We start from the raw sequence: 26,468 nt of genomic DNA on the forward strand, positions 1-26,468 counted from the left end.
TTATATGGCAATATTTAGACATGTAAGAACTGAATTTTGGAAAGATGAAAAAGTATTAGAAGAGATGACACCAGAGGACAAGCTATTTTTCTTATATATTTTAACTAATACAAACACAACACAAATAGGAATATATAAAATACCTAAAAAGCAAATAGCATTTGAATTGGGGTATTCAGTAGAAAGTATAAATACACTTATAGATAGATTTGAAAATTACTACAAAATTATAAAATATAATCAACAAACACGTGAATTAGCCATAAGACGATGGGGAAAGTACAATTTAGTAAAAGGTGGAAAGCCAATAATAGACTGTGTAAAAAAAGAAGTTAAAGAAGTAAAGGATAAGAGTCTATTAGCTTATATAGCACAATATATAGATAAAGAAGAGATAAAAAGAGAGTTTGAAAAGTATATAGACGATACGTGTAACGATTCGTTGGATAGTATATCTACCATAGGTGGGCAAAAAGAAAAAGAAAATAAAAAAGAAAAAGAAGAAGAAAAAGAAAAAGAAAATGAACACTTATCGTATTCTTCATCTTTAAGTAAGTTTAAAAAATTATATGAAGAAAATATAGGACTTATAAATGGTATAGTAGCACAGTGGCTAATAGATATTACAGAAACTATAGATTATGAATTATTTAAAAGAGCTATAGAAATTGCTACAGATAGAGGTAAGTGTAACAAAGGATATGTAAATGGAATAATAAAACAATGGAATGATAACAACATAAAAAGTTATAGTGATTTATTAGCATATGAAAAAAGCTTAAAGAACAGGGGAGATAAATATGGAAAGGGTAGTAACAACTATAGAAACAATGAATATGCCACATATGATGAAGGAGAGGATGAAGACATTTATAGAAAGCCAACACCAGAAGAAATCGCAGAAGTTGAACGAGAGTTTGGAAGGTTTAGAAACTAAAGTTAGTGAGTATAGATGTGATAAGTGTAGAGATATGACCTTTATTATAGATGAAGGTGTTGCAATTCCTTGTGCATGTAGGCAAGTAAGGATAGCTGAAGATATTTTAATAAAAAGTGGTATAAGTGAAGAGTTTAGAAAAAAGAGATTTAGCAACTTTGTTTATGATATAGAAAAACAAATTATATATGCTTATAAAGAAGCTTGTAATTATTCAAGAAACTTTAAAGATATTGAAAAGGATAGATGTAACTCTATAATGTTTATGGGACAAGTTGGGTGTGGAAAAACCCATCTTTCCCTGGCTATAGCTAATGAGCTTATGGATGATGGGGTAGGTGTTGTGTATATGAGCTATAGAGAAGTTGTTACTAAACTTAAGCAAAATATTATGGATGAGGCTTATTATAATAGGGTGATGAACAGATATAAAAATGCTAGGGTGCTTTTGATTGATGATTTGTTTAAGGGCAGAATTAGTGATAGTGATGTTAATATTATCTTTGAGATTGTTAATCATAGGTATTTTAATAATTTGCCACTTATTGTTAGTTCGGAGAAGAGTGTTGAGGAACTTATGGGTATAGATGAGGCTATTGGTAGTAGACTTATTGAAATGAGTAAAAATTATTTAGTAAAGATTATTGGAAAGAAATTAAATTTTAGAATATATGGAAAATAAAATTATAATTATAGTCTGAAATTTGTTATAATTAGAATTAGGATATATAGACTAAACATAAGGGGAGATTAAAATGAACGAAAAATTAAAGCAAGAAGTAATGGATGAATTTATAAATTTATTTAAAGAACTTGATAAAGGTGAAATGAAAAAAGTGATTGAATTTATAGAAAAATTAATGGTAGGAGAGTTAGCTGATTTAATAGAAAAAGGTAAAAAAGAAGGGATTCTTACAAAAGTAGAGATATTAAATGCTTTTAAAAAAGCTAATCTTGATGAAGTACAAATGAACTACTTATATAATAGAATAGTTGATTTAGGAATAACAATAAGTGAATAATATATAAAACTTAAGGAATATAAAAAAGACAGGCCTCCGTTGCCTGTCTTTTGATTTAGTAAATTATTTTAAAGATAAAAAGTATAAATTGGATTTATTTTAATGGAATATCTAGAGTATATCCTAAAATGGAATAATTATACATTTATTATAAAAATTATTTTATACCTATAATAGTTTTAGATAACTCATTAATACTATCAGATAGAACCTGAAGCTTTCCCTCAATCCTTACAAGTAAATACATACTAAGGGCTATAGGAAAGCCAACAGAAGCTATAAGAGTTTGTAATTCAGAATTCACAAAAACACATCCCTTCAATAAATTAAAAGCTATGCTAAAAATAGCATAGCCTTATTAACTATAAAACCAAGTCGTACTCAGTAGTTCCAGTTTCAACAACCTTAGCTTCTACTAAAGATGCAAAGTTTTCTCCAGCTAGTTTAAATATATTTTTAGAAAGTATAGTAGTCATAGCTGTCTTTATCTCTGATTCAGTTAAATTTTCTCTAGGGTCATCTACTGATATAGAAACCTTCTTTCCTGATGTTGTCATAAAGCTCATTAATAATTTCTTTGAAACTTCCATAATACACCTCCATATAATTTAGATTTTAATTAATAAATTTTTAAGCAACGGATATACCTGAAGCGAGAGCGAAGGTATATCGTTGGCGCAGGAGCGAAGCGAATTCTTATTCTGATAATGTAGTGTTGTCTATTATAGCTACTTCAAGTAGTGTATTGTTTTGAAGTGATGCTATAACAGCTCCAACGGCATATACATCATCATTTGTTGCTTCTGGATCTACATTAGAGTAAGTTTTACTTTTTACCTTTGTTTTTCCAGTTTCATCATCAAGCCCACAGTCAAATCTTATTTTTAATCCTGATGGATTTTTAGTTGCAGTTACTGCCATAAGTATTCCTCCTTTGTTTTTAGTGAAGTTTTATACTTCTTGATAATAAGTATAGGAAAATTGGATTTTTAAAGATATTAAAGTTTTTTATGAAAATATTTAAATACCCGGGGGCTGAAAATGCGACGTAGGGTATTTTGAGTATGAAAGCACGACGTAGGGTGTACTAGATTATATAAGTGTCATTAAAGCCTTTGGAAATTGCTTTATTTTTAAGGTTTATAGCATTAGTTTTATCTTTAAATGCTCCTATACATACTCTATAAAAATTCGCGTTGCTCATTTCATCTATTATTGATTTATCTACAAATGAAAGCAGTGTAGATGATATGGAGTTTGCTATGTCTTTTATATATTTAGGAGAAGTTAAGTTATTTTCAACAACAGAGTTTGATATAAAGTCTATCTCTATTAAAAGAGCAGGCATTTTAGTTTTTCTAAGTACAAAGAAGTCTTTTGATATTTTTACACCACGATTAGGAGTATTTATAGTTTTTGATAAGTTTGAGCATATGGTTTTAGCTAGGGGATATACTTTGCTGCTTTCATCATATACCCATATTTCACATCCTTTGGCTGATTTGTTAGTTGATGAGTTCATGTGAAGGCTTATAAAGTAGTCGCAGTTTGATTTATTTGCCAGTTGGATTCTATAATCTAGTGAGTAGTATTTGTCAGTTTCTCTAGTTGTTATTACTTTTTCAAAAGCTTCTTCTAGATTAGCTTTTATTATCATTCCTATTTTTAATACTGTATCACTTTCTTTGGTTGAGTTAGTTCCTAATGCTCCAGGGTCTTTACCTCCATGTCCAAAGTCTAAGTACCATTTCATATTATTTTCCTCCTAAGTTTTTACTCAAATTTTATAATTTGAAATAGAAAGAAGTATATGAAAAAACTTAAGAAGCAAACTATACTTTAAGTTAAAGGTGGAGGTGCTATTTTATGTTAGAGTATTTAACTAATGATGATTTACCTAAGTCTATTAAGGGTTTTGCTGATGTTATTGGAATAGATTCTTTAAAGAAGCTTGTTAAGTTTTCTGGTGGGAGTAGTTTGTAAATTCCTAATGAAAGTAGTATTACTAAGTCTATTAAAAATAAGATTATGAAGGAATGCTTTAATGGTAATTATAAAGCACTTTCTAGAAAGTTTGGTATAAGTGAAGTTAAGGTTAGACATATTGTAGATGATAAGAGCAGCTAGTGTTTAAAGGTAGGGAAGGAGATAGTTAAAGTGAGAGAAAACCATTCACACATTAACTATCTTTTTATGATTAGAAACAATAATTATAATTTATAAATTATAATTATATAGTACATAAAAATGGTATAATTATACTTATATAAATACAAGAAGTAAAAATAGTATAAGAACAAAATTAAAAGGGGAGAAAAGAAAAATGTCAAACTTTTATTTTTTAGATAAATGGCCCAATCTAAAAAAATTAGGAATGCAAGCAGAAAGATACATAATAGCAGATCCAAATGCTTCAATGCTAAAAACTAGAATATTAGGAGAACAATTAATAGATTTAGTATTAGTAGCACTTAAAATAGAAATGGATAGATTTGCAACTCAAGACGACAAAATAAAAAAGTTAAGAACTTTAAATATAAATCAATCTATACCAGATTGGTTTAACATAGTTAGACTACACGGTAATAAAGCAATGCATGAAGCTATGGATGATAAAGAAAAAGCTAAAGAGGCCTTAATGTCAATGCATAAAATAAGTGCTTGGTTTTATATAAATGTAACTAAGGACAAGTCTATACTTCCACTTAAATTTAAAATGCCAAAAACATCTTCTAAGAAAGTATATAATATAGAGGATTACAAAAAAGAAGTAGAAAGTGTAAAAGAAGATAATAAAAAGGAAATTATACAAGTAAAAGAAGAAACAAAACAAACTTCTATAATAGATAGTTATACAGAACTAAAAGAAGTAGAAGACATGTTAGATTTAAATGAAACCGAAACTAGGAAAAAACTAATAGATGTTTTACTTGAACAAGCAGGATGGGAAGTGTCAGGTAGTAAAGTAGCTAAAGAATATAAGATAGAAAACTACAAAGGAGAAAAGGGCAAAGTAGGATATGCTGATTATGTACTACTTGATAAAAAAGATAACCCAATAGCAGTAGTAGAAGCCAAAAAAACTATGGTAGATCCATACGTAGGTCAACAGCAAGCTAAGTCTTATGCTGATGCCATAGAAGCTCAAACTGGTATAAGACCTATAATATATTTCACTAATGGATATGAAACTCATATGTGGGACGATAAATACAGTGCTCCAAGAATTGTATGGGGATTTTATAGTTTAGAAGATTTAGAATATGAAATGTTTAAACATAAAAATAAAAGACCTCTAAGTCAGGTAGAAATAGATACAAGTATAAGTGGTAGAAGCTATCAAATAGAAGGTATCAAAAGTGTATATGAAAAGTTTGAAAAAGGACATAGAAAATCTCTAATAGTAATGGCTACAGGATGTGGAAAAACTAGAACAGCAATATCTCTTACAAAAGGAATGATAGAAGCAAATCATGTTAAAAGAGTATTATTTTTAGCAGATAGAGATGAACTTGTAAAACAAGCAAGTAGAGATAAAAGTAGTTTCAAAACATTTATGCCTAATACTCCACAAATGAGAATAACATCAAAAACATCACAAGATAGAGAATCAGTACTGTATTTTTCAACTTATCAAACAATGATAAATTACTACCATGAATTTAGTGTAGGATTTTTTGACCTTATAATATGTGATGAAGCTCATAGAAGTATATATAAAGTATATAAAGATATAGTAAACTATTTTGATGCTTACATAGTAGGACTTACAGCAACACCAGTAGGATTTATAAATAGAAATACATTTACATTATTTGATTGTGGCGATAAAGACCCAACATTCTCATATTCTTATGAAGAAGCTGTAAATCACAAACCACAATATCTATTAAAATATAGAGCAAAAGATGCTTCAACAGAGTTTTTAAGAAAAGGTATAAGGTGGAAAAACTTAAGTGAAGAGCAAAAAAGAGATTTAGAAGAAAATGGATTAGATGAAGAACAAATAGACTTTGATAAAAATGCATTAGAGGAGTTTGTAAGTAATAAAGATACTAACAGAAAAATACTACAAAACTTAATGGAAAATGGAATAAAAGTAAAAGATGAAATAGGTAAAAGTATTATATTTGCTAAAAACAAAAACCATGCAACATTGCTTTTAAAATTATTTGATGAAATGTATCCTCAATATAATGGTGATTTAGCAGCTATAATACATTCAGATATAAAAAATAAAGATGATGTACTTAAAAAATTTAAAGAAGAAGAAAGACCTAAAATTGCTATATCAGTAGATATGCTAGATACAGGAGTAGACGTTCCAGAGGTAGTAAACTTAGTATTTGCAAAGCCAATATATTCAAAGGTTAAGTTCTTACAAATGATAGGTAGAGGAACGAGACTTTGTCCAAACCTATTTGGTGAAGGTGAAGATAAAGAAGAATTCTATATATTTGACCATTGGCAAAACTTTGAGTTCTTTGAGGAAAAGCCAGAAGGTATAGTTCCAAGAGAAGCTAAATCATCACTTCAAACTAGATTTGAAAGTAGAGTAAAGCTTTTAGAAATACTTAAATCTAAAAACTTAGATGAAGAAGTAAGTAGTATTGTAAAGCTAATAAGGGAAGATATAGAATCATTACCAGATAAATCAGTAGAAATAAGAAAAAATAAGAAACTTATAGACTCATTAAAACCTGATAAAGTATGGGAAGTCATAGATAAAAATTTAATAGATAAATTAATGAAAAACATAGCACCACTAATGGGTTGGGTAGATGTAAGTGAGCATAGAGATGCGATACTATTTGACAACTCAATGTATAAAGTGGAAATACTAAAGCTTAACGATGACCCTAAAATAATAACTCATGTATCTAAGGTAGTGAGCGATTTATCTAGGCTTAACACAAGTATGAATCAGTTTAATGGAGTTCGTGATTATGTGAAGGAACTTCTTAAAATAGAAAAATGGGGAAGCTTAAGCTATAAAGAATTAGAAGAAATAAGAATACTTTTAAGAGATTTAATGAAGTATAAATCTAAAAATCCAAAGTCCTTTGTAGAAATAGATATAAAAGATAGTGATATAGTTATAAAAGACATAGATACAAGTGATAATTATGGACAAGTAAATGTTGATGCTTATATAGAAAGGGTAAAGACTTCGCTTGAAAAAGAAATGGGCATGAACTTAGTTATTCAAAAGATAAGAAAAGGCAAGGAAATTACTAAAGAAGAATTAGATATGATATATGACATATTTAAATCTGGTAAGGTAGACTTTAGCTTAGATGAATTATCAGAGAAAGCTCATGTAAGCAAAGAAGATGTTATCGGTATAATTAGAAAGTTTGTAGGTGTAGATGAAGAAGACTTAAATAGCAAGTTTGAAGAATTTATAAATGCAAAACATTCTAAAATGAACGTTAAGCAAATGAATATGATTAAAATGATAAAAGATGATATACTAAAAAACAGAGGAATTTCATTTGCATCTCTATATGAAGGAAAGTACACTACTTTAAGTAAAGATGGTATAGATGGAGTATTTGACGAAAAACTTTGTGATGAAGTATTTGATTTAATAGAACCATATAGAGCAGAAGAAGATGATATATATGCATAAATAGAAAGAGGTAGAAATAATGCTTAATTCAGAAATAAGAAGTAAAATAGATAGACTATGGGATAGCTTTTGGTCAGGGGGTATATCAAATCCCCTAACTGTTGTAGAGCAAATATCATATCTATTATTTATAAAAAAATTAGATGATAGTGAAATTGCAAAAGAAAAGAAAGCTAAAAGAATAAGAAGACCATATACTACTGTATTTGAAAAGTACGTACAAAATATGGATGAAAGTGAAGTAACTAGACTTAATTTAAATTCTGATAATTTAAGATGGTCAGAGTTTGTTCATTATGATACTGAGAATATGTTTAAAAATATGCAAGATAAAGTATTCCCATTTTTAAAGTCATATTCAGATGATGATAGTATATTTGCAGACCAGATGAAAGATGCTGTATTTTTAATACAAAAGCCAAGTTTATTATATGAAGCAGTACAATTAATAAGCTCTATAAACTTAGATGATAATGATACAAATGGTGATTTATACGAATATCTATTATCAAAACTAGCAACAGCAGGTGTAAATGGTCAGTTTAGAACACCAAGACATATAATAAATATGATGGTGGAGCTTATGGATCCAGATATAAATGACGTAATAACAGATCCATCTTGTGGTACGGCAGGATTTTTAGTAAGTGCTAGTGAGTATATACTAAGAAAGTATACAGATAAGAACAGTGTATTTACTGATGAAGAAGGAATACTTCACGACAAGATAGGGGACAAAATAGATAGTGATGGATGGGAGCATTATAAAAATAAGATGTTTAATGCTACATAATTTGACCCATCTATGTTTAGAATTGCAGCAATGAACTTAATGCTTCATGGTATAGAAAATCCACAAATAACTCAAGTTGATGCCCTATCTAGTCAATATGATGAAGAAGAGAAGTATTCTTTAGTACTTGCTAACCCTCCTTTTAAGGGAAGTATAGATGAAGGTGATATAAACAAGAGCTTAAGAAGTGTTGTAAAAACTAAAAAGACTGAATTATTATTCTTAGCACTTATAGATAGAATACTTGATATGGGTGGCAGAGGTGCCGTAATAGTTCCAGACGGGGTGTTATTTGGTTCTTCTAAAGCTCATAAGGATATTAGAAAAAAGATTGTTGAAGAGTGTGAGTTAAGAGCAGTTATTTCTATGCCTAGTGGTGTGTTTAAGCCTTATGCTGGGGTATCTACTGGTATTTTAATATTTACTAAGGGTGGTATGACTGATAAGATTTGGTTCTATGATATGCAAGCTGATGGGTATAGTTTAGATGATAAGAGAAATGAGATAGAAGCTAATGATATACCTGATATTATAGAGAGCTTTAAAAAGTGTATGGATGATAAAGAGTTTGAGCCAGAGAAGGAAGATAAATGGTTCTTTGTTGATAAGAGTGAGATTGTTGATAATGGTTATGATTTAAGTATTAATAAGTATAAAGAGATTGAGTATGAGGAAGTTGTGTATGAAGCTCCAGAGGTGATTATGGAGAAGATTGAAAAGCTGGAGATGGGTATACTTGAGGATATTAAGGCTTTAAAAAAGATGGTGAATGGACATGAGTAAGAAGTTGCCACAAGGATGGAAGAAAGTTAAATTAGGAGAAATAGCAGATATAAAATCAGGAGGAACACCATCAAGAAGTAAGAACGAATATTGGAATAATGGTGATATACCTTGGATTAAAATAAGTGATATTAAAGAAAAGTATATAAATAATAGTGAAGAATTTATAACACAAGAAGGATTAGATAATTCATCCACTAAGCTGTTTAGCAAAGGTACTATTTTATTTACTATATTTGCTACACTTGGAGAAGTAGGTATCTTAAATATGGATGCAACAACCAATCAAGCTATAGCAGGAATAAATGTAAATGAAGAAATTGTAAACAAAGAGTATCTGTATTATTTCTTGAGAAGTTTAAAAGAGACAATAGAACGCAATGGTAGAGGAGTAGCTCAAAAAAATATAAACTTATCTATACTAAGAGATTATGAGGTATTATTACCATCACTTGAAGAACAAGAAAAAATTGTTTCTATTTTAGAAAGAGCAGAAGATGCTATTAGTAAAAGAGAAGAAAGTAATAGGCTTTTAGGTGAGTATTTAAAGTCTGTGTTTGTCGATATGTTTGGCGACCCTGTTATTAATCCTAAGGGATGGGATAAGAAAAAATTAAAAGATGCAGGAACGTTAGAAAGAGGTAAGTCAAAGCATAGACCAAGAAATGCACCAGAACTTTTAGGTGGAATATACCCATTAATTCAAACAGGTGACATTGCTAATTCAGGAATGTACTTGAGTGAATATACTCAAACATATTCGGAATTAGGATTAAAGCAAAGTAAGATGTGGAATAAAGGAACATTAGCTATAACTATTGCTGCAAATATAGCTAAGACAGCTATACTAAATATTGATGCCTGTTTTCCTGATAGTGTGGTTGGATTTATACCAAATGAATATACAAATGTTGAATTTGTATGCTTGTGGATGTCATTTTTACAAGAAATGTTAGAAAGGACTGCTCCTGAGTCTGCACAGAAGAATATAAACTTGAAGATATTAGGAGATTTAGATATTATTGTTCCACCTATAGAGCTTCAAGAAGAATTTACACATATAGTACACACTGTAGAATTTATGAAGAAGAAACAAATAAACTCTAGTGAGGAATTAAATGATTTATTCAATTCACTTATGCAAAGAGCATTTAATGGAGAATTATAAGAAAATAATAAGAGGGTAGAAATTTCTACTCTTTTTTATAGTTAATAGAGATACTAAAATGTTAAAAGTAACAATTAAAGCAAAATACTATATATTTATAAGGAATATATAGTAGAATTAAGAAGGAGATAAAGGGTGAAGCATACATTAAGAAAAATAATTACAACTATAGTAATCTTCGCATTAGGGTATATATGTGGAAAAATAGATTTTAGTTCAATTCTCAAAGCTATAACATCAAATTTATCAAAATCAGAAGTTATAGAAGCTATTGGGTTTACCTCATCAATTATATCTTTAGTTTTATTTATAGCTTATATAGCAGGTAGAATATTTATGATAAAACAAATGAAAGTTACAATTTCAGAAGTTATAAATGTATCGTATAATAATGAAGAACAAAACTTAAGAGTAGTAGAAGAGTATGATTTAGGTGATAATAACAGTGAAGAAATTTATTTATCTTCTTCAGAAGTTATTCGTTGGATAAAAGTGTATGAATATAGATACAATGAGGACAAAGGTATCCATGAAAAAGGTAATTTACTGAAAAAATATGGATTGCTGAAAAACGGATTTGCTATAAAATTTAATACTTATTTACCATGTGGTATGCCTAGATACTTGGTAGAATATCAAAGATTTGATTTTATATTAGGGGAAATAGTATTGAGTGAAAATGGTAGAAGTGGTATATTAGAAGAACAGATTTCTATAAAGCACACCATTAAAAGTATAATATATTACTTAGTTAAATAAATTCTAATGAAAATTTAAATGAGATCGTTAACTCGTTTGTGAAATAAATCAAGGAAGAATTATAAGAAAATTATTATAAAACAACAAGAGAGTAGAGAAATCTACTCTTTTTGTTATATATAAGTATCATATCCATATGAAACACTTTATTCTAAGTTATAATTTATCAATAATCCCATATTAATATAGTAAATATATATTAAGGAGGGAGAATATGAACAAGAGAGAAATAGACATACAACGGATAATAAATAGTGTAAAAAAAGCATATTATAAAGATATGCCAGAATTTTATAATGATAGAAAGTTGATAACTCATAATGGTGACCCTGGTATTAGATGGGATTTTATAAATACTAATATAAATAATATATTCACAGAAGATGATTATAAGATACTTATAGTTAAAAGAGGTTTTTGGAATCAGATAGTAATATATAATACATATGATAAAAGATTATATTTTATTATGAGAGAAAATAGATATAAGGATATCAAAAGAGATAAGAATAGAAAAAATCTGCATTTGATACAAATATTAGGTGCAGTAAATGAAAATGAAGAAACTGAAGCAAGTGAAGTTATTAAACAAAAGTTACCTGAATATATCTCAAAAGCTAAAGAATATATATTGATAACATATGAATATAATGAAAATCAAAGTAAATTTGACTTTATTGGAAGAAAAATAACTTCTAAGTTTAGATGTAGCTATAAAGAAGAATTTGATAATAAATTAAATTTAGAAGAAGCTAATTAGGATAATAAAAATATATTAACACAAAAAACGTATCATTAGATTGAAATGATACGTTTTTTGTGTTAATATATAAAAAAACGAATAAAATGTATCAAAAGGGGTACAATTACCAATGAAAGGAATAAAAACTATATATGCAAATTACAAAAGAGGAAGTAAATAAAATAATAGAAAAAGTAAAAGAATGTGTATATAACGGATTATATAAAATAAGTATAAACCCAAATAGAATAGAGAATGAAACTTTCATAAATGAATATAGATTGACAACTAAAAGACAAGAGGAAATGATACTAGCATTAGACGTATATGATTTTTCAAGAATAGATATAGATAAGAACAATAACATTGAAATATTATATTTCTTTGGTAAAGAATATGAACTAAACCATGTAGAACGAGGAATGGAAAATATAGAAGTATATATAAAGTTTACTATTAAGCAAAGAAGATATGATGAGTTTATGATGATAATATCTTTTCATAAGGCTAATTGGCCTATAAAGTATCACTTTAAAAATAGTTAATATGGAGCAGATAATACAGCTCCTTTAAATAAATTAGATATGGGGGAAATTAAGTATGAGTATAAATCAGATTAATAAAAAGGAGCAAAGTATGAGCGAAAATATTGATTTTTGTGAAGTATGCTTAGATGATAGACATTATCTAATAAAAGAAGAAGAGAAAATAGAAAATATTAGAGGGAAAGAAATAAAGTATATGCGTAAGACTGCATATTGCACAGAGTGTAATAGTCCTATATATATAGCCGAAATTAATGATGAAAATTTAGATAGACTATACTCTAAAATAAGAGAAGTAGATAATATTATAAGTATAGAAGATATTAATAGTATATTAAGTAAATATAATATAGGCAAAAGACCACTATCTTTATTATTAGGATGGGGTGAAGTGACTATAACTAGATATTTAGATGGAGATTTACCTACTAAAAACTATTCAGATAAATTAAAATTGATACTAAATGACATAGATGAAATGAATAGAATTTTAGAAGTAAATAAAGAAAATATAAGTGAAGTGGCTTATAAGAAGTGTAGCAAGAGAATTAAAGAGCTACAAAGTTCAGAGTCGGCTATAACTATGGAGCTAAGTAAAATTGATATGGTAGCGAAATATATAATAATTAAATGTGGAGAAATAACACCACTTGCACTTCAAAAACTACTATATTATTCACAGGCTATTTATAAGCTTTTTACGGATTCTCATTTATTTAAAGAAGATTGTGAAGCTTGGGTACATGGACCTGTATATAGATGTGTTTATGATGAGTATAGAAAGTATGGTAGAAGTATAATAGAAATTGAAGAAGATGAGATAGTACTAGATGAAGTCGAGGAGCATGTAGTAAATAGTGTAATAAGACATTTTGGTTGTTATAGTGCTAAATCATTGGAAGAGATGACTCATTTAGAAAATCCATGGATTCTTACTAGAAAAGGATTAAAGAAAAATGAGGGGTGTAATAGAGTAATAGAAAAGCATTTAATAGATAGTTATTTCATTGATATAAAGAATAAGTATAATTTAGTAAATATAGATGATATTGAACAATATAGCAGTAGTTTATTTAAGAAAATATATTAGTTTTATTAAATCGAGCTAAAAGTAAAATTTGCACAAATAGTTTATAGTGTAGAAGCTATGAAAATAAGAATATAAACTGTAGTGAAGAATTAAATAATTTATTCAATTCACTTACACAAAGAGCATTCAATGGAGAATTATAATATTAAAAGGGAGTAAGTAAATTACTCTCTTTTTCTTATAGAATATTAAAAATAAGGAAGTGATTTTTATAAACATAATAGATACAATAAATAATATATTTACAACTAGAGAACAAGCAATGATAATATGGTGTGTTATTATTGCTATATTTTGTATAAAAGATAAGAAAATAAGAAGTAGCATAAAAGATTTAATAAAATCAATAAGAAAGATTCTGATAAAAATCCCGGGAATAGTTATGATTATATACATAGCAGCATTTGGAGCTTTATTATATAAATTAGGATATTTAAAATCGACTATAATAAAAGATTATATATGGTGGGTTTTATTTGGTCTTTTACCAGTAATATTTAGAGTAATAGAAAATTATAAAACTATAACAGTAAAGCATATAATTAAAGATATAATTAAATTTAGTATAATACCTTTATTTATAATTAATTCATACACTATGAGCTTAATAGGAGAGTTATTGATAATACCATTAGCAGTTATATGTTCAGGATGTTTAGTTATGTGTGATTATAAGGATGTATCACCTTATGTAAAAAAAGTATTCAATGGTGGATTGATAATTATATCTATGGTAATGATTTATTATGGATTTAAAGGGTTTATTGCTAATATAGATGATATAAAAGATATAGTGTTTTGGAAAAGTATATCTATAGATATAGTATGTATATCAGGATCAATACCACTTATTTTTTATTTTAGATGGTATCTTTTATATGAACAAGTTGGGTTATATATAGGGATTAGAAGTAAATTAAATAAGTGGATTATATATTTAGTTACTTTTAAGAATTGTTTATTAAAGAGAGAAAAATTAGTACTTATATTAGATAATATAAATGATTTTTATAGAATAGAAAATTGGAGAGATTTAGATTATAGGATTAAAGATATTTTAAGCGGAAAGTATGAAGAAACTGAACAATGCAAATAGTAGAGGTACATATGAATTAATGATATAATTAAATGAACATGGTAACTAATTAAAGGGAATTTTAAATCATAGGTTAATGCCTATGATTAATTTTTATTATAGTATATAGATTCTAGAGGGAGAAATATGAAACAAGTATACACTAAAGTAATTGAAAATCCAGATAATATATTTTGGATAATGGAAAAAGAAATTTCAAATAAAACTAGTGGTCGTATTTATACATCACAAATAACTAATATTAAGATTATTAATACAGTTGCAGTTTACTCAGTTAATGAAGCTGGAGAAGAAATACAAATAGCACAATTAGCGTATATAGACTATGAAGACCTTAGACAGAAATATGAGAAGGGGGAAGATATAGATCTAAACTATACTTATATAGATAATTTCTCTTGGTATGGAACAGATAAACTATATGAAATTGAAGAGTATCCACTGAAAAATATAAGAAGTTTTAATGCACGTTGTTCTTTTTGGAATGCAGAAGAAAAAGAAAATTATTTAGTAAGTCTACTTCAGTTGAGTATTGAAAATGGAGATATGTGTTTCAATTATTCAATATTTTTTAAAACACTAATGAATTTAGCCAATATTGAAGTTTTGAAAGGTGGACTATATTTTGACAACTCAAAATTTTATGAATCAGAGTTATCTATATTTGGAGCGAGTTGTAGTAAAGGTCTGTACAATAATGGTATTATATCGTGCAACTATACACAGTATAACAATTCTAAAGTCTGGTTTGAGTTTATAAGAAATGAATTGGATATAAGTTTTTTACTAGCAGATATGGCTAATACTGAATTGAGGATAGGTAACCCTATAGGGACAATTAAAGAAGTTTGTTTTATTAAGGCAAAAATAGATTCATTAGATTTAGACCATTGTGAGTTTGATAAAATAGATGCAAGAGAATTAACAGCAAATAAAATATCTATTTTTGGATGTGAATTCAATGGATTAGTAGAAATTCATACTCTTAATGATGTGGAAATGAGTATAAAAAATTGTATTATAAATTCTGATACGAAATTAACTTTTGATAAAATACCGAAGACTTTAGAATTTGATAAAACATTAAATAATGGTAAAATTCACATACGTAATTTTAAAGAAGTATTACCTATTATTGTTAGTAGAGTAAGTGAAACAAAAGATATAGAACAATTATTAATGTTAAAGGAAAATTTCAAAAACATTGGTCAATATATATCGGAAGATCTATGCTATTCAAAATATAGACAACTTGAAAATAAATTCTATACTGAAAAAAAGAGTAGTAAATTAATAAATTATATTAACTGGTTAGTAAGTGATTATGGAACATGTCCCTTAAGAATGTTTATACTAATTATTATTATGATTTTAGGATTTGCTATATTGTACTTTACATGTCCATATTTTAAGTTTGAAAATGCTACGAGTTTTATAGATTATATATATATTAGTGGTATAACTTTCTTTACTGTTGGTTATGGAGATATATTACCATTAAATGAACTTACAAAAATGATTGTATTAGTACAAGCATTTTTTGGAGTATCTACGATGAGTTATTTTTTAGTAGTATTATCTAGAAAAATTATTAGATAGTAATAGTATGAGATAAACATTTAAAACTCAGAGATAAAAAACTATGAAGCTTTTAATATACAATAAATCCCCCTAAGTTTAAAAATAGACGTAGGGGGATTAATATTTATTTTTAGCAACGGACGAAGTCGTTGGCGACATGAGCGAAGTGAATTTTTTTATAAAGAAGTTTCTTTTAAAACTATATTTTCGTTTCTCTCAATTAGAGTTCTAATAGACCATTCATTTTGGAATAACACTACTGGGTTGCTATTTTTATCCTCAACTAATAATGTATCCATTGGCATTGAAAGCTTACCATATTTGGAAGGATCATTTTCAATCCAACGTACATAGCGATAAGGTAGTGAATTCATTAGCATCTCAACACCATATTCTTGTTTTAGACGATATTCTAAAACTTCAAACTGTAAAACTCCAACTACACCTATAATAAGTTCTTCCATACCAGAATTAGGTTGTTTAAATACTTGTATAGCACCTTCTTCTGATAACTGTGTAATACCCTTTACGAACTGCTTTCTTTTAAGAGCATTTTTTGTAGATACTCTTGCAAAATACTCAGGAGCAAATTGTGGTATACCACTGTATTGTAAATTTGATTGCTTTTCACTTAATGTATCGCCAATATTAAATATACCTGGGTCATGTATACCTATAATGTCACCTGGGTAAGCTGTATCTATTATAACACGGTCTTGTGCTACAAACTGTTGAGGTTGAGAAAGTTTTATCTTTTTCTTTCTTTGTACATGATTTACTGTCATACCTTTTTCAAATTTACCAGAGCAAATTCTAAGGAATGCAATTCTATCTCTATGAGATTTATCCATATTGGCTTGAATTTTAAATATAAATCCTGAGAAGTTATCCGAACTAGGGTCAATATCACCTAAATTACTGCTACGAGGAGTTGGTGGTGGTGTTATTTCTAGGAACGATTCTAAGAATGGTTCTACACCAAAGTTAGTAAGGGCACTTCCGAAGAACACAGGTGTTAATTCACCATTTAATATTTTATCTAAGTCAAAATTATCTCCAGCAATATCTAAAAGTTCAATATCTTCTAGTAATTTTGAATGAAGAGCATCACCTAATAAAGTATTAAATTTTTCATCAGATACATCTCCAGTTATAGAATTAGCAATAGATTGTCCATGGTTACCATCATCAAATAATTCAACTTGATTTTTATGACGATTAAACACACCTTTAAATTCTTTACCAGAACCAATTGGCCAGTTTACTGGACAAGAACGAATTCCTAAAACATTTTCAATATCTTCAAGTAGCTCAAATGGATCCTTTCCTTGACGGTCCATTTTATTGATGAAAGTGAATATTGGAATTCCTCTCATTTTACAAACATGGAATAATTTCTTTGTCTGATCCTCAACACCTTTAGCAGAGTCAATAACCATTACTGCACAGTCTGCTGCCATAAGAGTTCTATAAGTGTCCTCACTGAAATCTTGATGCCCAGGAGTATCAAGAATATTTATGCAAAAGTTATTATATTCAAATTGAAGAACACTTGATGCAACTGATATACCTCTTTGTTTTTCAATTTCCATCCAGTCAGATACTGCATGTTTTTGAGATCTTCTTGATTTAACTGATCCTGCTTCACGAATGGCGCCACCATATAATAGAAACTTTTCAGTTAATGTAGTCTTTCCTGCATCGGGATGGGAAATGATTGCAAAGGTTCTTCTTCTTTTAACCTCATCAATCAAGTTTAAATTTTGTTGTGTCATTTTTTATCATCCTTTATTTTAATTTTATGATTATATAAATATAAAAAGTTATACTTAATAATAGTTTTAAAATGAACATAATTTTCTATGTACTATAAAAAACTACAGTCTTTTTGATATTATAACTTTATTTAAAAACTGTCAATATAGAAAGCAACTAAATGCTACATACTGTAACACTTTCTTTGTGAAAATATTATGAAAATAGTTTTACTATTTTACTGTATAACACAAAGTCCTCTTTAAGATTAAGAGGATTTTTTTATATAAAAACTAGACTATATAATATAGGATGATGATAAGTTGTAAGAATATTTTTAGTATGGTAATATCTTATTTGAAATTTAATAAAATCTAAATAATAAATGAGGATGAGAAATATATGAAACGAATAAATATACTAGAAGAAATATCAGATGGAAAATTATATGACATTGAAGACACAGTAAAAGCAGATACATGTGGTTGCGATGGATGTAGTGATTGTTGTTGTGATGTTGGAGAACTAGTGGTGCTTACACCTTTTGATATATATGAAATGGTGAATTATTTAGGTGTAGGATTTGATGAATTACTAGGAAACAAAATTAAATTACGTGAAACCAACAAAATTTTATTACCATATTTAAATATGCAAGATGATAATAAGAAAAGATGTAGCTTTTTAAATGAAGAAGGGCGATGTACTATTCATGCTAAACGACCAAATATTTGTCGTTTATTCCCTCTTGGAAGAGTGTACAAAGATGATGATTTTAAGTACTTTTTACAGGTAGGAAATTGTCCTAAAGAGAATTTAAAAGATGTTAAGGTTAAAAAATGGGTAGGAATTGAAAACTATGATGAAAATAAGAAGTTTATTTTAGAGTGGCATAAATTTATTAAGGCATTAACTTTCCGTTTAAAGTTTGTAAGAGATGAGAGTGAAATAAAAGAAATAAATGAAATTTTATTAGATGAATTTTATCGTATTAAGATAGATGAAGGAGAGAATTTTTACTTTGTATTTACAAAAAATTTACCTAATATAAAAAATAGATTAGGTGTTATTTAAAAAGAGTATAGAAAAAATAAAGCAGTATAAATAGCAAAGTCATTATTATATATTAATACTATAGTTAAAAAAATAAGACTAAGTATTGAAGAATTAAATAATTTAAAATATAGTCCTATAATAAAATAAGAAATCAAGCTTTTAGCGTTAGTTAGGAGCTTGATTTTTTAAAAATACTTTTAATTATTATTATTCAAAGATAATTTTTCATATTTTGGTTTTCCTAAAATGATTATAGAACGTATATTAATATGTAGCTAAACCTAATTGAATATAATAGTGAAGTATAGAGAATATGGTTAAAATAAATATTATGTTGAAATAAGCATAATAAATAACGTTTATATAGGTATATATAGGTGGTAAAATAATTATAAGTATTACAATCTATATCTATTATATGGAGGGATATTATGCTTAAGTATTTAACTAAAGAAGATTTACCAGAGTCTTTAATTGATATTGAAGAAGTAATAGGACTTGATAATGTTAAGGAACTTATAAAATTAGCTGGTGGAAGTAGTGTTTATATACCTAGTGAAAATAGTGTATTAAAACCTATTAGAAATAAGATAATTAGAAAATCTTTTAATGGTAACTATAAAGAGCTATCTAGAAAGTTTGGTATAAGTGAAGTACAAGTTAGAAATATCATCAATTCAAATATAACATATTAAATACAAAGAGGAACGTTTCGTTCCTCTTTACTTGTAAACTTAAAATATAAAAATTTCCTGGTAGGAATATATAGATTATAATTTATATGTTTCGTATTAAAAATAAAATAATAACATATATATAATTAAATATAAAACTAGGGGGGATAATCTATGGAGTATGTTGATTTAGACTGGAAAAACCTAGGATTTAAATATAGAGAAACAGATTATAGTTATATATCTAGATATATAGCTAATGATTGGGATGAAGGTAAAGTAAAACAAAATAGACTAAGTATAGATGAAAAAAAATTAGATATAGATTATATAAAACAGTGTTTCGAAGGACTAAAAGCATATAGAAGTAAAGAAGGAGATATTTACTTATTCAGACCTTATGAAAATATAGTGAGATTAAATAGAAATTGTGAAAAGCTATTAATCCCAAATATACCAAAAGAAAAGTTTATAAAAGCATTAAAAGATGTAGTGAGAGCTAATGAAAGATTTGTACCGCCATATGATAGTAAAGCTAGCTTATATATAAGACCATTTATAAGTGAAATATCAAACATTAAAGTACCAAAAGAATACATATTTTCTATATATGTAACGCCAGTAGGGCCTACACCTATGAATCTTTCAAATATTATAATAACCAAAGATAGGAAAAGAATAGATGAAGTCAGTAATAGTACTAAAAGTTTAAAAGATAAAGAACTTATATATATAAATAAAAATAACAAACTTGAAGACATAAATAATATAAATCTTTTTGTTATAACTAAAAATGATGTGTTTGTAAGTTTAAAATCTTCATCAGGACTACCTAGTATAACTAAAAATTCCCTTATGTATATTGCTAAAAACTATTTAAATATGAAGGTAGAAGAAAGAGATATATATTTAGATGAAATAGATAACTTTTGTGAAATTGGAACTTGTTCTACTAAATATATGATAAAACCTATAAAAAGTATTATATATGAAAATAAAGAGTATATAGTGCAAAATAATAAGATTGGACCTATTACTAATGAACTTTATGATATATTAAGAGGAATACAATATAAAGATATACAAGGACCAAAAGATTGGGTCATTAAAGTTTAATCAGAATACTATTAAACTTTGATGTAGCTTATAAATATGTTATATAAAAATAGGGAGCTAAAAACTAGCTCTCTATTTTTATATAACATGGATGGATTTAGATTATTATTAAAAAATAAGAAGATAAAAGGACAAGCTAAATAGTAATTAATAAAAATAGCTTAAGAATAACTTATAAAATGCATCATAAAATAATTGTAAAGGTAGATTTTTAACTATAATAAGTAATTTCTACAAGGGGGATTTTTTATGAATGTAAATTTAATAGGTGTACCTACAAATCATGGATGTGACAGAAATGGAGCTCAATACGGGCCTAAAAAGCTTAGAGAAGCTAATATAGTAAACATAATGAAAAAAAGCGAACTAAGTATATATGATATGGGAGATATCTATGTAGAAGATATTAGAGAGGAAGATAAGTTTTTGAGCGATAAAAATATAAAGTACTATAATAGCATATATAATGTTAATCTAAATTTAGCACACATGGTATATACATCTCTAAATAATAAAGACTTTCCAATTATAATAGGTGGAGATCATAGTATAGCATTAGGAAGTATATCAGGTGCAAGTTCATACTTTAAAAATTTAGGGGTAGTTTGGATAGATGCACATGGAGACTTTAACACAGAAATAATATCAGAAAGTAAAAATTCTCATGGTATGCCTTTAGCTTTCTTATGTGGTTATGGAGATGAAAGATTAGTAAACTTATATAGGCATAAAACTAAACTACATGAAGAGAATGTATTTCATATAGGTGGAAGAGATATAGATATAGAGGAGAGAAAATTGTTAGACAATACTAAAGTTAGTATGTATGACAAAACTAAAATTAATAAATTAGGAATTGAAAAGATAATACATGAAATAATTGAAAAATGTAAAAAACAAAATGTAGATGCAATCCATATAAGTTTAGATATAGATTTTATGGATAAAGATATAGTTAAAGGAACAGGAACAAGAGTTAGTGATGGATATAGCATAGAGGATACAAAACTTATATTAAAAGAACTTATAAATAGTGGACTTGTTAAATCTATGGATTTTGTAGAATTTAACCCAATTTTAGATGAAAACGATGAAACTCTTAATATATGTACGAACTTATTAGAATATACATCTAACTTAATTAAAAAGTTAAAATAAATAAAATAATTACAGATATATAAGTTATAAATAAGAACGATTTGTAGATAGATGCAATAGTATAGTAAGGGGTGAAGATATGACAAAAGCATATTATTGTCCTTACTGTAAAAACAGACTACAAGTAAAAACTTGTTGAGGTGGAGCCGAATATAGTTGCAGGTTCTGCAATAAGATAATTGCAAATGCTTATGTTTTGACAGAGGAGAAGTTAAGAGAAGAATTAGATAAAAAAGATAAATAAGTGTATAAATAATAAATAAAGCTACCTAATATTAGCTAAATTATAGGTAGCTTTATTTATTGTTTATTTTAAGCTCTAAAACTTCTTTTTAAAGATAAATTGACAATATTATATAAAAATATACCCACAAATAAGTTTATAATACAAGTAGGTAGTACTACTGTTAAAAATAAAGGTAAAAATGGAGCAGGAAGTCCTACTATAGCTTTAGCAGAGATTAAAAATATTGTACCACTAACTAAAGTACCAAAAGGTAGTATAATCATAGCTAATACACTTTCTTTTTTACTTTTAAGAAATTTATCTAAAAGCTTTATTTTATAAAACATAAACATTAGTAAATATATAAAATTAGCAGTTATAATTTTATCTAATAAATTTGGTATTTGGCCACCTGGAAACTTTGTAGTTAAAGCTGTAAATATTCCAGTGATGATTGCAGATATTACACAAGTTTTATAATCATATTTATTAAGCATCATTACTATAAATAACATAGCAAGTGCAAAATCAGGTTGCATAGGTAAACCTAAAGTAGGGGTGATTTGATGAAGTATTAAACCTATAGCTAAAAGTATTGAATTTGTTGTTATTTTTTTTGTTTTCATAAACGAAAAACCTCCTAAATTTTGATATTTTAATAAAATCTAACCAATGAGTGTTATTATCACAATCAATCTTTCATACCATAGAAATCACCTCCTTAAATATATTTGTATATAAAATAAAAAAACTCCGTCCTAAATAAATAGGACGAAGTCTTCTCCGCGATGCCACCTAAATTGCAATTTATATACAGTGTGATATCAAATATAAATATATTTAACATAACACTAAATATAAAAATCCCTCTTAAATCAAGTACTAACATACTCTACCTTCTATAACGTGAAGGACACGGTAAATAGTACTCTCTAAATAGATTTCCCTTTACTCCTCAAAGGCCCATTCATTAAGTTTTTTCATGCTAAGATTCCACCATCCTTAGCTCTCTATAACGAACCTAAACTTAACTACTACCCCTTATCAATGGATTAATATTTATTTATATTATGGTATTAATAAATTTCAAATTTGTCAATATGAAAAAATAATTATATAAAAAAATTAAGTTATATAAGAAATATATTTAATGTAAACTTAAAATAAAAAATAGGTTGACGTAAATAAAAAAGTAAACTACTATATAATTAGTACCAGGTAATAAAAGGAGAATACAAAATGTTATATGAAATGACAAATAAAATAAAAAATGGACATTTAATAAATAGAAAAGAAGCAATAAAACTATTAGACTATGACTTTGAAAGTTTAGGAAAGTTTGCAAATGAAATAAGAGAATATTTTTTACAAAATGAATTTGATATTTGCTCAATAGTTAATGGTAAAAGTGGAAAATGTAGTGAAGACTGTAAGTTCTGTGCACAGTCATCTTATCATACTACAGATATAGAAGTTTACCCATTAAAAGATACAGACTACTTTGTAGAAGATGCAAAATATCATAAAGATAAAGGGATAAAAAGATATTCAATAGTAACATCAGGAAAAAAATTAAGCAATATAGAAATAGATAAAATAGTAAACTCCTATAAGGCTATAAACAAATATGTAGACATAAAAACATGCGCATCACATGGTTTACTTAGTAAAGAAGATTTAAGAAAACTTAAAAAAGCTGGTGTCAAAAGATATCATAATAATTTAGAAACATCAAGAAATTACTTTGACAATATATGCACAACACACACTTATGAGGAAAAAATAAAAACTATAAAAGACGCACAAAGTGTAGGACTAGAAGTTTGTAGTGGAGGTATATTTGGTCTTGGAGAAAGTGAAATAGATAGAATTGATATGGCTTTTGAGATTAGAGATTTAGGGATAAAGTCGATACCACTTAATGCACTAGATTATATAAAAGGAACAAAAATAGATAGTAAATCTATTAAGGAAGAAGACTTTTTAAAGATGGTAGCTATATATAGATTTATAAACCCAAGTGCCCAAATAAGATTAGCAGGTGGTAGAAATTTACTAACAAACTATGGAGAATTAGCTTTTAAATGTGGTGCTAATGCTACTATAAGTGGTGATTTATTGACAACTTGTGGAAATAGCATAGCTGATGATATAAAAATGATAGAAAAATTAGGATTTGAAGTTAGATAATTTAAAAGATTGGATGATAAATATGGGACAAGGTATATTTGTAATAGGAACTAACACAGACATAGGAAAGACTTTTGTAAGTGGAGCTATAACTTATAAATTAAAAAAACATAATAAAAATGTAATAACATATAAGCCAATACAAAGTGGATGTATAGAAGAAAATATAAAAATAATACCGCCAGATATTAAATATATAAGAGATATTTGTGACTTAGATATAGATTACAATACTATGAATACTTACTGCCTAAAAACAGAAGTGTCACCTCATTTAGCGTGTAATATAGAAAATGTATATATAAATAAAGAAAATATAAAAAATCATTATAACAAACTTTTAAAAACATATGATTATGTTGTAGTTGAAGGCGCTGGAGGTATAGTTGTTCCAATAACTAATGATTATTTTATATATGACCTTATAAAAGACTTAAATATGGATGTAGTAATAGTAGCAAGTGCATCTGTTGGAACTATAAACCATAGTGTACTAACCTATGAGTTTTTAAAGTCTAAGAATATAAAATGCAGAGGAATATTTATAAATAATTACAATAATCAGTTTTATGAAGATGACAATATAAAAATGATAGAAAAAATAACCAACCTTAAGGTACTAGGTATTTTAAATAAAATTAAAGAGTTTAATAAAGAAAGTATATGTAAAGAATACGACAAACTTAATTTAGAAAATATACTTTCATTATTTGAGTAAAAATTGTATTAAACATAGATGATTTTTATAAAAGTAAGGGAGAAAAAGTATGAGTATGAAAAAACTTCAAGAAAAAGATTTAAAATATATATGGCATCCTTGTTCTCAGATGAAGGACTATGAAACTTTTAAACCTATAGTAATAGAAAAAGGCAAAGGTGTATTTTTAGAAGATGTCAATGGAAAAAAATATTTAGATGCAGTTTCATCTTGGTGGGTAAATTTATTTGGTCACTCAAACGAAAGAATAAATAATGCTTTATACAATCAAGCAAATACTTTAGAACATACTATATTTGCAAATTTTAGCCATAAACCAGCCATAAATCTATGTGAAAAAATTATAAATATAACTCCAGATAGATTAGATAAAGTATTTTTTGGAGACAATGGATCTTCAGCTATAGAGATATCTTTAAAGTTAAGCTTTCAATATCATCAACAAATAGGAAAGTGCAAAAAAACAAAGTTTGCAAAAATTAGTGATGCTTACCATGGAGAAACAACAGGAGCTTTAGCAGTTTCTGATATGGATTTATACAGTAAAATATATAAACCAATGTTACTTGATACTGTAAAAGTAGAAGGACCAGATTGCTTTAGATGTAAGTTTGATAAAAATAGAGACACCTGTAATGCAGAGTGTTTTATAAATATGGAAAACACTATAAAAGAAATTCATGAAGAAGTAAGTGCAATAATAGTAGAACCTATAGTTCAATGTGCGGCAGGAATGAAGATATATTCACCTAAGTATTTAGTTCATTTAAGAAAGTTATGCGATAAGTATGATATAAATCTAATAGCTGATGAAATAGCAGTAGGCTTTGGACGTACTGGTAAAATGTTTGCTTGTGAGCATAGTGATATTTCACCAGATATAATGTGTTTATCAAAAGGACTTACGGCAGGGTACATGCCATTATCATTAGTTTTAATGAGTGATAAAATATATAATGCTTTTTATGATGAATATAATACAATGAAGGCATTTTTACACAGTCATAGTTATTCAGGAAATGCACTAGGATGTAGTATAGCAGTTGAGACCTTAAAAATATTTGAAGAAGAGAATGTATTAGATAAAAATAAAGATAAAAGTGATTATTTAAGAAAAAAGGTGGAAAGTGTATTAAATGATATACCATATGTTGGTGAGTACAGACAAATAGGTATGATAGGTGCTATAGAATTAGTTAAAAATAAAGATACTAAAGAGCTATTTGAAAGTGAAAAAAGAGTAGGGTACAACATATATCAAAATGCCTTAGAAAAGGGAGTTTTACTTAGAGCTTTAGGAAATATAATATACTTTATGCCACCATATGTTATAAGCAAAGAAGAAATAGACTTTATGGTAGAAGTAGCTAGAGATAGTATAATAAAATACTTTAAGGAAAATCCAGTTATTGATAAGGAGATGTAAT

24 protein-coding genes, 1 pseudogene and 1 other annotated feature are annotated in these 26,468 nt (G+C 27.1%); of the genes and pseudogenes, 19 read left to right on the forward strand and 6 right to left on the reverse strand.

Features of this window, described 5'->3' with window-relative positions; genetic code table 11:
* Window positions 1–4 precede the first annotated feature (4 nt).
* The 3 genes from I2H23_RS03330 to I2H23_RS03340 all read left to right on the forward strand — a co-directional run bounded on the left by I2H23_RS03330 (window position 5) and on the right by I2H23_RS03340 (window position 1,959).
* The gene (locus I2H23_RS03330; protein WP_195581061.1) at window positions 5–937 is read left to right on the forward strand and encodes a DnaD domain protein; all 933 of its coding nucleotides are present in this window, start codon (window positions 5–7) and stop codon (window positions 935–937) included.
* Entirely contained in the window at window positions 906–1,619 is a 714-nt protein-coding gene (locus tag I2H23_RS03335) for a DnaA ATPase domain-containing protein (RefSeq protein ID WP_243248181.1), read from the forward strand. Before I2H23_RS03330 ends, I2H23_RS03335 begins: the two co-directional genes overlap by 32 nt.
* A gap of 73 nt (window positions 1,620–1,692) precedes the next feature.
* On the forward strand, window positions 1,693–1,959 hold the full coding sequence (locus I2H23_RS03340; protein WP_195581063.1) for an RNA polymerase sigma factor region1.1 domain-containing protein: 267 nt from the start codon (window positions 1,693–1,695) through the stop codon (window positions 1,957–1,959).
* A gap of 157 nt (window positions 1,960–2,116) precedes the next feature.
* On the opposite strand, the gene I2H23_RS03345 is transcribed toward I2H23_RS03340, so the two are convergent.
* The 4 genes from I2H23_RS03345 to I2H23_RS03360 all read right to left on the reverse strand — a co-directional run bounded on the left by I2H23_RS03345 (window position 2,117) and on the right by I2H23_RS03360 (window position 3,712).
* A complete protein-coding gene (locus tag I2H23_RS03345; protein WP_195581064.1) occupies window positions 2,117–2,263 on the reverse strand; it encodes a YvrJ family protein in 147 nt (48 codons plus the stop codon).
* 58 nt (window positions 2,264–2,321) lie between these two features.
* The gene (locus I2H23_RS03350; protein ID WP_195581065.1) at window positions 2,322–2,549 is read right to left on the reverse strand and encodes a DUF2922 domain-containing protein; all 228 of its coding nucleotides are present in this window, start codon (window positions 2,547–2,549) and stop codon (window positions 2,322–2,324) included.
* Between the two features lie 106 nt (window positions 2,550–2,655).
* Window positions 2,656–2,880, reverse strand: a complete 225-nt coding sequence (locus I2H23_RS03355) for a DUF1659 domain-containing protein (RefSeq protein ID WP_195581066.1) — start codon at window positions 2,878–2,880, stop codon at window positions 2,656–2,658.
* A 166-nt stretch (window positions 2,881–3,046) separates the two neighbouring features.
* Entirely contained in the window at window positions 3,047–3,712 is a 666-nt protein-coding gene (locus tag I2H23_RS03360) for an N-acetylmuramoyl-L-alanine amidase family protein (RefSeq protein ID WP_195581067.1), read from the reverse strand.
* Between the two features lie 570 nt (window positions 3,713–4,282).
* On the opposite strand from I2H23_RS03360, the gene I2H23_RS03365 reads away from it, so the two are divergent.
* The 9 genes and pseudogenes from I2H23_RS03365 to I2H23_RS03405 all read left to right on the forward strand — a co-directional run bounded on the left by I2H23_RS03365 (window position 4,283) and on the right by I2H23_RS03405 (window position 16,166).
* Entirely contained in the window at window positions 4,283–7,591 is a 3,309-nt protein-coding gene (locus I2H23_RS03365; RefSeq protein WP_195581068.1) for a type I restriction endonuclease subunit R, read from the forward strand.
* A 19-nt stretch (window positions 7,592–7,610) separates the two neighbouring features.
* Window positions 7,611–9,167: pseudogene (locus I2H23_RS03370) on the forward strand (type I restriction-modification system subunit M).
* Window positions 9,160–10,335, forward strand: a complete 1,176-nt coding sequence (locus I2H23_RS03375) for a restriction endonuclease subunit S (protein WP_195581069.1) — start codon at window positions 9,160–9,162, stop codon at window positions 10,333–10,335. The pseudogene I2H23_RS03370 and the gene I2H23_RS03375 overlap by 8 nt, the downstream one beginning before the upstream one ends.
* Before the next feature lie 135 nt (window positions 10,336–10,470).
* Complete coding sequence (locus tag I2H23_RS03380; RefSeq protein ID WP_195581070.1) at window positions 10,471–11,094, forward strand: hypothetical protein; 624 nt, start codon at window positions 10,471–10,473, stop codon at window positions 11,092–11,094.
* A gap of 214 nt (window positions 11,095–11,308) precedes the next feature.
* The gene (locus tag I2H23_RS03385) at window positions 11,309–11,854 is read left to right on the forward strand and encodes a DUF5986 family protein (protein ID WP_195581071.1); all 546 of its coding nucleotides are present in this window, start codon (window positions 11,309–11,311) and stop codon (window positions 11,852–11,854) included.
* A 134-nt stretch (window positions 11,855–11,988) separates the two neighbouring features.
* Window positions 11,989–12,381, forward strand: coding sequence for a hypothetical protein (locus tag I2H23_RS03390; protein WP_195581072.1), 393 nt, complete (start codon window positions 11,989–11,991; stop codon window positions 12,379–12,381).
* Window positions 12,382–12,436: 55 nt separating this feature from the next.
* Window positions 12,437–13,471, forward strand: coding sequence for a type II toxin-antitoxin system antitoxin SocA domain-containing protein (locus I2H23_RS03395; protein ID WP_243248183.1), 1,035 nt, complete (start codon window positions 12,437–12,439; stop codon window positions 13,469–13,471).
* Window positions 13,472–13,673: 202 nt separating this feature from the next.
* Window positions 13,674–14,567: a hypothetical protein gene (locus I2H23_RS03400; protein WP_195581073.1), complete on the forward strand. Its 894-nt coding sequence runs from the start codon at window positions 13,674–13,676 to the stop codon at window positions 14,565–14,567.
* A gap of 126 nt (window positions 14,568–14,693) precedes the next feature.
* A complete protein-coding gene (locus I2H23_RS03405; RefSeq protein WP_195581074.1) occupies window positions 14,694–16,166 on the forward strand; it encodes a potassium channel family protein in 1,473 nt (490 codons plus the stop codon).
* Between the two features lie 158 nt (window positions 16,167–16,324).
* Here I2H23_RS03405 and I2H23_RS03410 read toward each other — a convergent pair whose 3' ends face one another.
* A complete protein-coding gene (locus I2H23_RS03410) occupies window positions 16,325–17,923 on the reverse strand; it encodes a peptide chain release factor 3 (protein WP_195581075.1) in 1,599 nt (532 codons plus the stop codon).
* Window positions 17,924–18,305: 382 nt separating this feature from the next.
* On the opposite strand from I2H23_RS03410, the gene I2H23_RS03415 reads away from it, so the two are divergent.
* From I2H23_RS03415 to rocF, 4 genes are all read left to right on the forward strand, one after another.
* Window positions 18,306–18,977, forward strand: a complete 672-nt coding sequence (locus I2H23_RS03415; RefSeq protein WP_195581076.1) for a YkgJ family cysteine cluster protein — start codon at window positions 18,306–18,308, stop codon at window positions 18,975–18,977.
* 413 nt (window positions 18,978–19,390) lie between these two features.
* Window positions 19,391–19,654 carry a Mor transcription activator family protein gene (locus tag I2H23_RS03420; RefSeq protein WP_092926106.1) on the forward strand — a complete coding sequence of 88 codons (264 nt, stop codon included), beginning with the start codon at window positions 19,391–19,393 and terminating at the stop codon, window positions 19,652–19,654.
* Window positions 19,655–19,807: 153 nt separating this feature from the next.
* Window positions 19,808–20,749 carry an aminotransferase class IV gene (locus I2H23_RS03425; RefSeq protein ID WP_195581077.1) on the forward strand — a complete coding sequence of 314 codons (942 nt, stop codon included), beginning with the start codon at window positions 19,808–19,810 and terminating at the stop codon, window positions 20,747–20,749.
* Between the two features lie 249 nt (window positions 20,750–20,998).
* Entirely contained in the window at window positions 20,999–21,907 is a 909-nt protein-coding gene (gene rocF, locus I2H23_RS03430; protein ID WP_195581078.1) for an arginase, read from the forward strand.
* Window positions 21,908–22,219: 312 nt separating this feature from the next.
* Here rocF and I2H23_RS03435 read toward each other — a convergent pair whose 3' ends face one another.
* On the reverse strand, window positions 22,220–22,759 hold the full coding sequence (locus tag I2H23_RS03435; protein WP_195581079.1) for a tryptophan transporter: 540 nt from the start codon (window positions 22,757–22,759) through the stop codon (window positions 22,220–22,222).
* A 138-nt stretch (window positions 22,760–22,897) separates the two neighbouring features.
* Window positions 22,898–23,190 (reverse strand) — a binding site (T-box leader).
* 182 nt (window positions 23,191–23,372) lie between these two features.
* Between I2H23_RS03435 and bioB the strand changes: the two genes are divergently transcribed.
* Genes bioB through bioA form a run of 3 tightly spaced genes read left to right on the forward strand, consistent with a single transcriptional unit; the run spans window position 23,373 to window position 26,467 of the window.
* Window positions 23,373–24,323 carry a biotin synthase BioB gene (gene bioB / locus I2H23_RS03440; protein WP_195581080.1) on the forward strand — a complete coding sequence of 317 codons (951 nt, stop codon included), beginning with the start codon at window positions 23,373–23,375 and terminating at the stop codon, window positions 24,321–24,323.
* Entirely contained in the window at window positions 24,310–25,041 is a 732-nt protein-coding gene (bioD, locus tag I2H23_RS03445; protein ID WP_195237613.1) for a dethiobiotin synthase, read from the forward strand. The genes bioB and bioD overlap by 14 nt, the downstream gene beginning before the upstream one ends.
* Before the next feature lie 49 nt (window positions 25,042–25,090).
* Window positions 25,091–26,467 carry an adenosylmethionine--8-amino-7-oxononanoate transaminase gene (gene bioA, locus I2H23_RS03450; protein WP_330615389.1) on the forward strand — a complete coding sequence of 459 codons (1,377 nt, stop codon included), beginning with the start codon at window positions 25,091–25,093 and terminating at the stop codon, window positions 26,465–26,467.
* Window position 26,468: the final 1 nt, after the last annotated feature.

This window comes from Romboutsia sp. BSD2780061687b_171204_C1, from assembly GCF_015560225.1.
GTDB lineage: Bacteria > Bacillota > Clostridia > Peptostreptococcales > Peptostreptococcaceae > Romboutsia_C > Romboutsia_C hominis.

Bases quoted from the DNA above. Each gene is read 5' to 3' on its own strand.
- bioA (WP_330615389.1), top strand. From the start codon at position 25,091: ATGAGTATGAAAAAACTTCAAGAAAAAGATTTAAAATATATATGGCAT.
- I2H23_RS03410 (WP_195581075.1), bottom strand. From the start codon at position 17,923: ATGACACAACAAAATTTAAACTTGATTGATGAGGTTAAAAGAAGAAGA.
- I2H23_RS03365 (WP_195581068.1), top strand. From the start codon at position 4,283: ATGTCAAACTTTTATTTTTTAGATAAATGGCCCAATCTAAAAAAATTA.
- rocF (WP_195581078.1), top strand. From the start codon at position 20,999: ATGAATGTAAATTTAATAGGTGTACCTACAAATCATGGATGTGACAGA.
- I2H23_RS03350 (WP_195581065.1), bottom strand. From the start codon at position 2,549: ATGGAAGTTTCAAAGAAATTATTAATGAGCTTTATGACAACATCAGGA.
- I2H23_RS03420 (WP_092926106.1), top strand. From the start codon at position 19,391: ATGCTTAAGTATTTAACTAAAGAAGATTTACCAGAGTCTTTAATTGAT.
- I2H23_RS03425 (WP_195581077.1), top strand. From the start codon at position 19,808: ATGGAGTATGTTGATTTAGACTGGAAAAACCTAGGATTTAAATATAGA.
- bioB (WP_195581080.1), top strand. From the start codon at position 23,373: ATGTTATATGAAATGACAAATAAAATAAAAAATGGACATTTAATAAAT.
- I2H23_RS03375 (WP_195581069.1), top strand. From the start codon at position 9,160: ATGAGTAAGAAGTTGCCACAAGGATGGAAGAAAGTTAAATTAGGAGAA.
- I2H23_RS03415 (WP_195581076.1), top strand. From the start codon at position 18,306: ATGAAACGAATAAATATACTAGAAGAAATATCAGATGGAAAATTATAT.
- I2H23_RS03405 (WP_195581074.1), top strand. From the start codon at position 14,694: ATGAAACAAGTATACACTAAAGTAATTGAAAATCCAGATAATATATTT.
- I2H23_RS03355 (WP_195581066.1), bottom strand. From the start codon at position 2,880: ATGGCAGTAACTGCAACTAAAAATCCATCAGGATTAAAAATAAGATTT.
- I2H23_RS03385 (WP_195581071.1), top strand. From the start codon at position 11,309: ATGAACAAGAGAGAAATAGACATACAACGGATAATAAATAGTGTAAAA.
- I2H23_RS03360 (WP_195581067.1), bottom strand. From the start codon at position 3,712: ATGAAATGGTACTTAGACTTTGGACATGGAGGTAAAGACCCTGGAGCA.
- I2H23_RS03395 (WP_243248183.1), top strand. From the start codon at position 12,437: ATGAGTATAAATCAGATTAATAAAAAGGAGCAAAGTATGAGCGAAAAT.
- I2H23_RS03330 (WP_195581061.1), top strand. From the start codon at position 5: ATGGCAATATTTAGACATGTAAGAACTGAATTTTGGAAAGATGAAAAA.
- I2H23_RS03390 (WP_195581072.1), top strand. From the start codon at position 11,989: ATGCAAATTACAAAAGAGGAAGTAAATAAAATAATAGAAAAAGTAAAA.
- I2H23_RS03340 (WP_195581063.1), top strand. From the start codon at position 1,693: ATGAACGAAAAATTAAAGCAAGAAGTAATGGATGAATTTATAAATTTA.
- I2H23_RS03435 (WP_195581079.1), bottom strand. From the start codon at position 22,759: ATGAAAACAAAAAAAATAACAACAAATTCAATACTTTTAGCTATAGGT.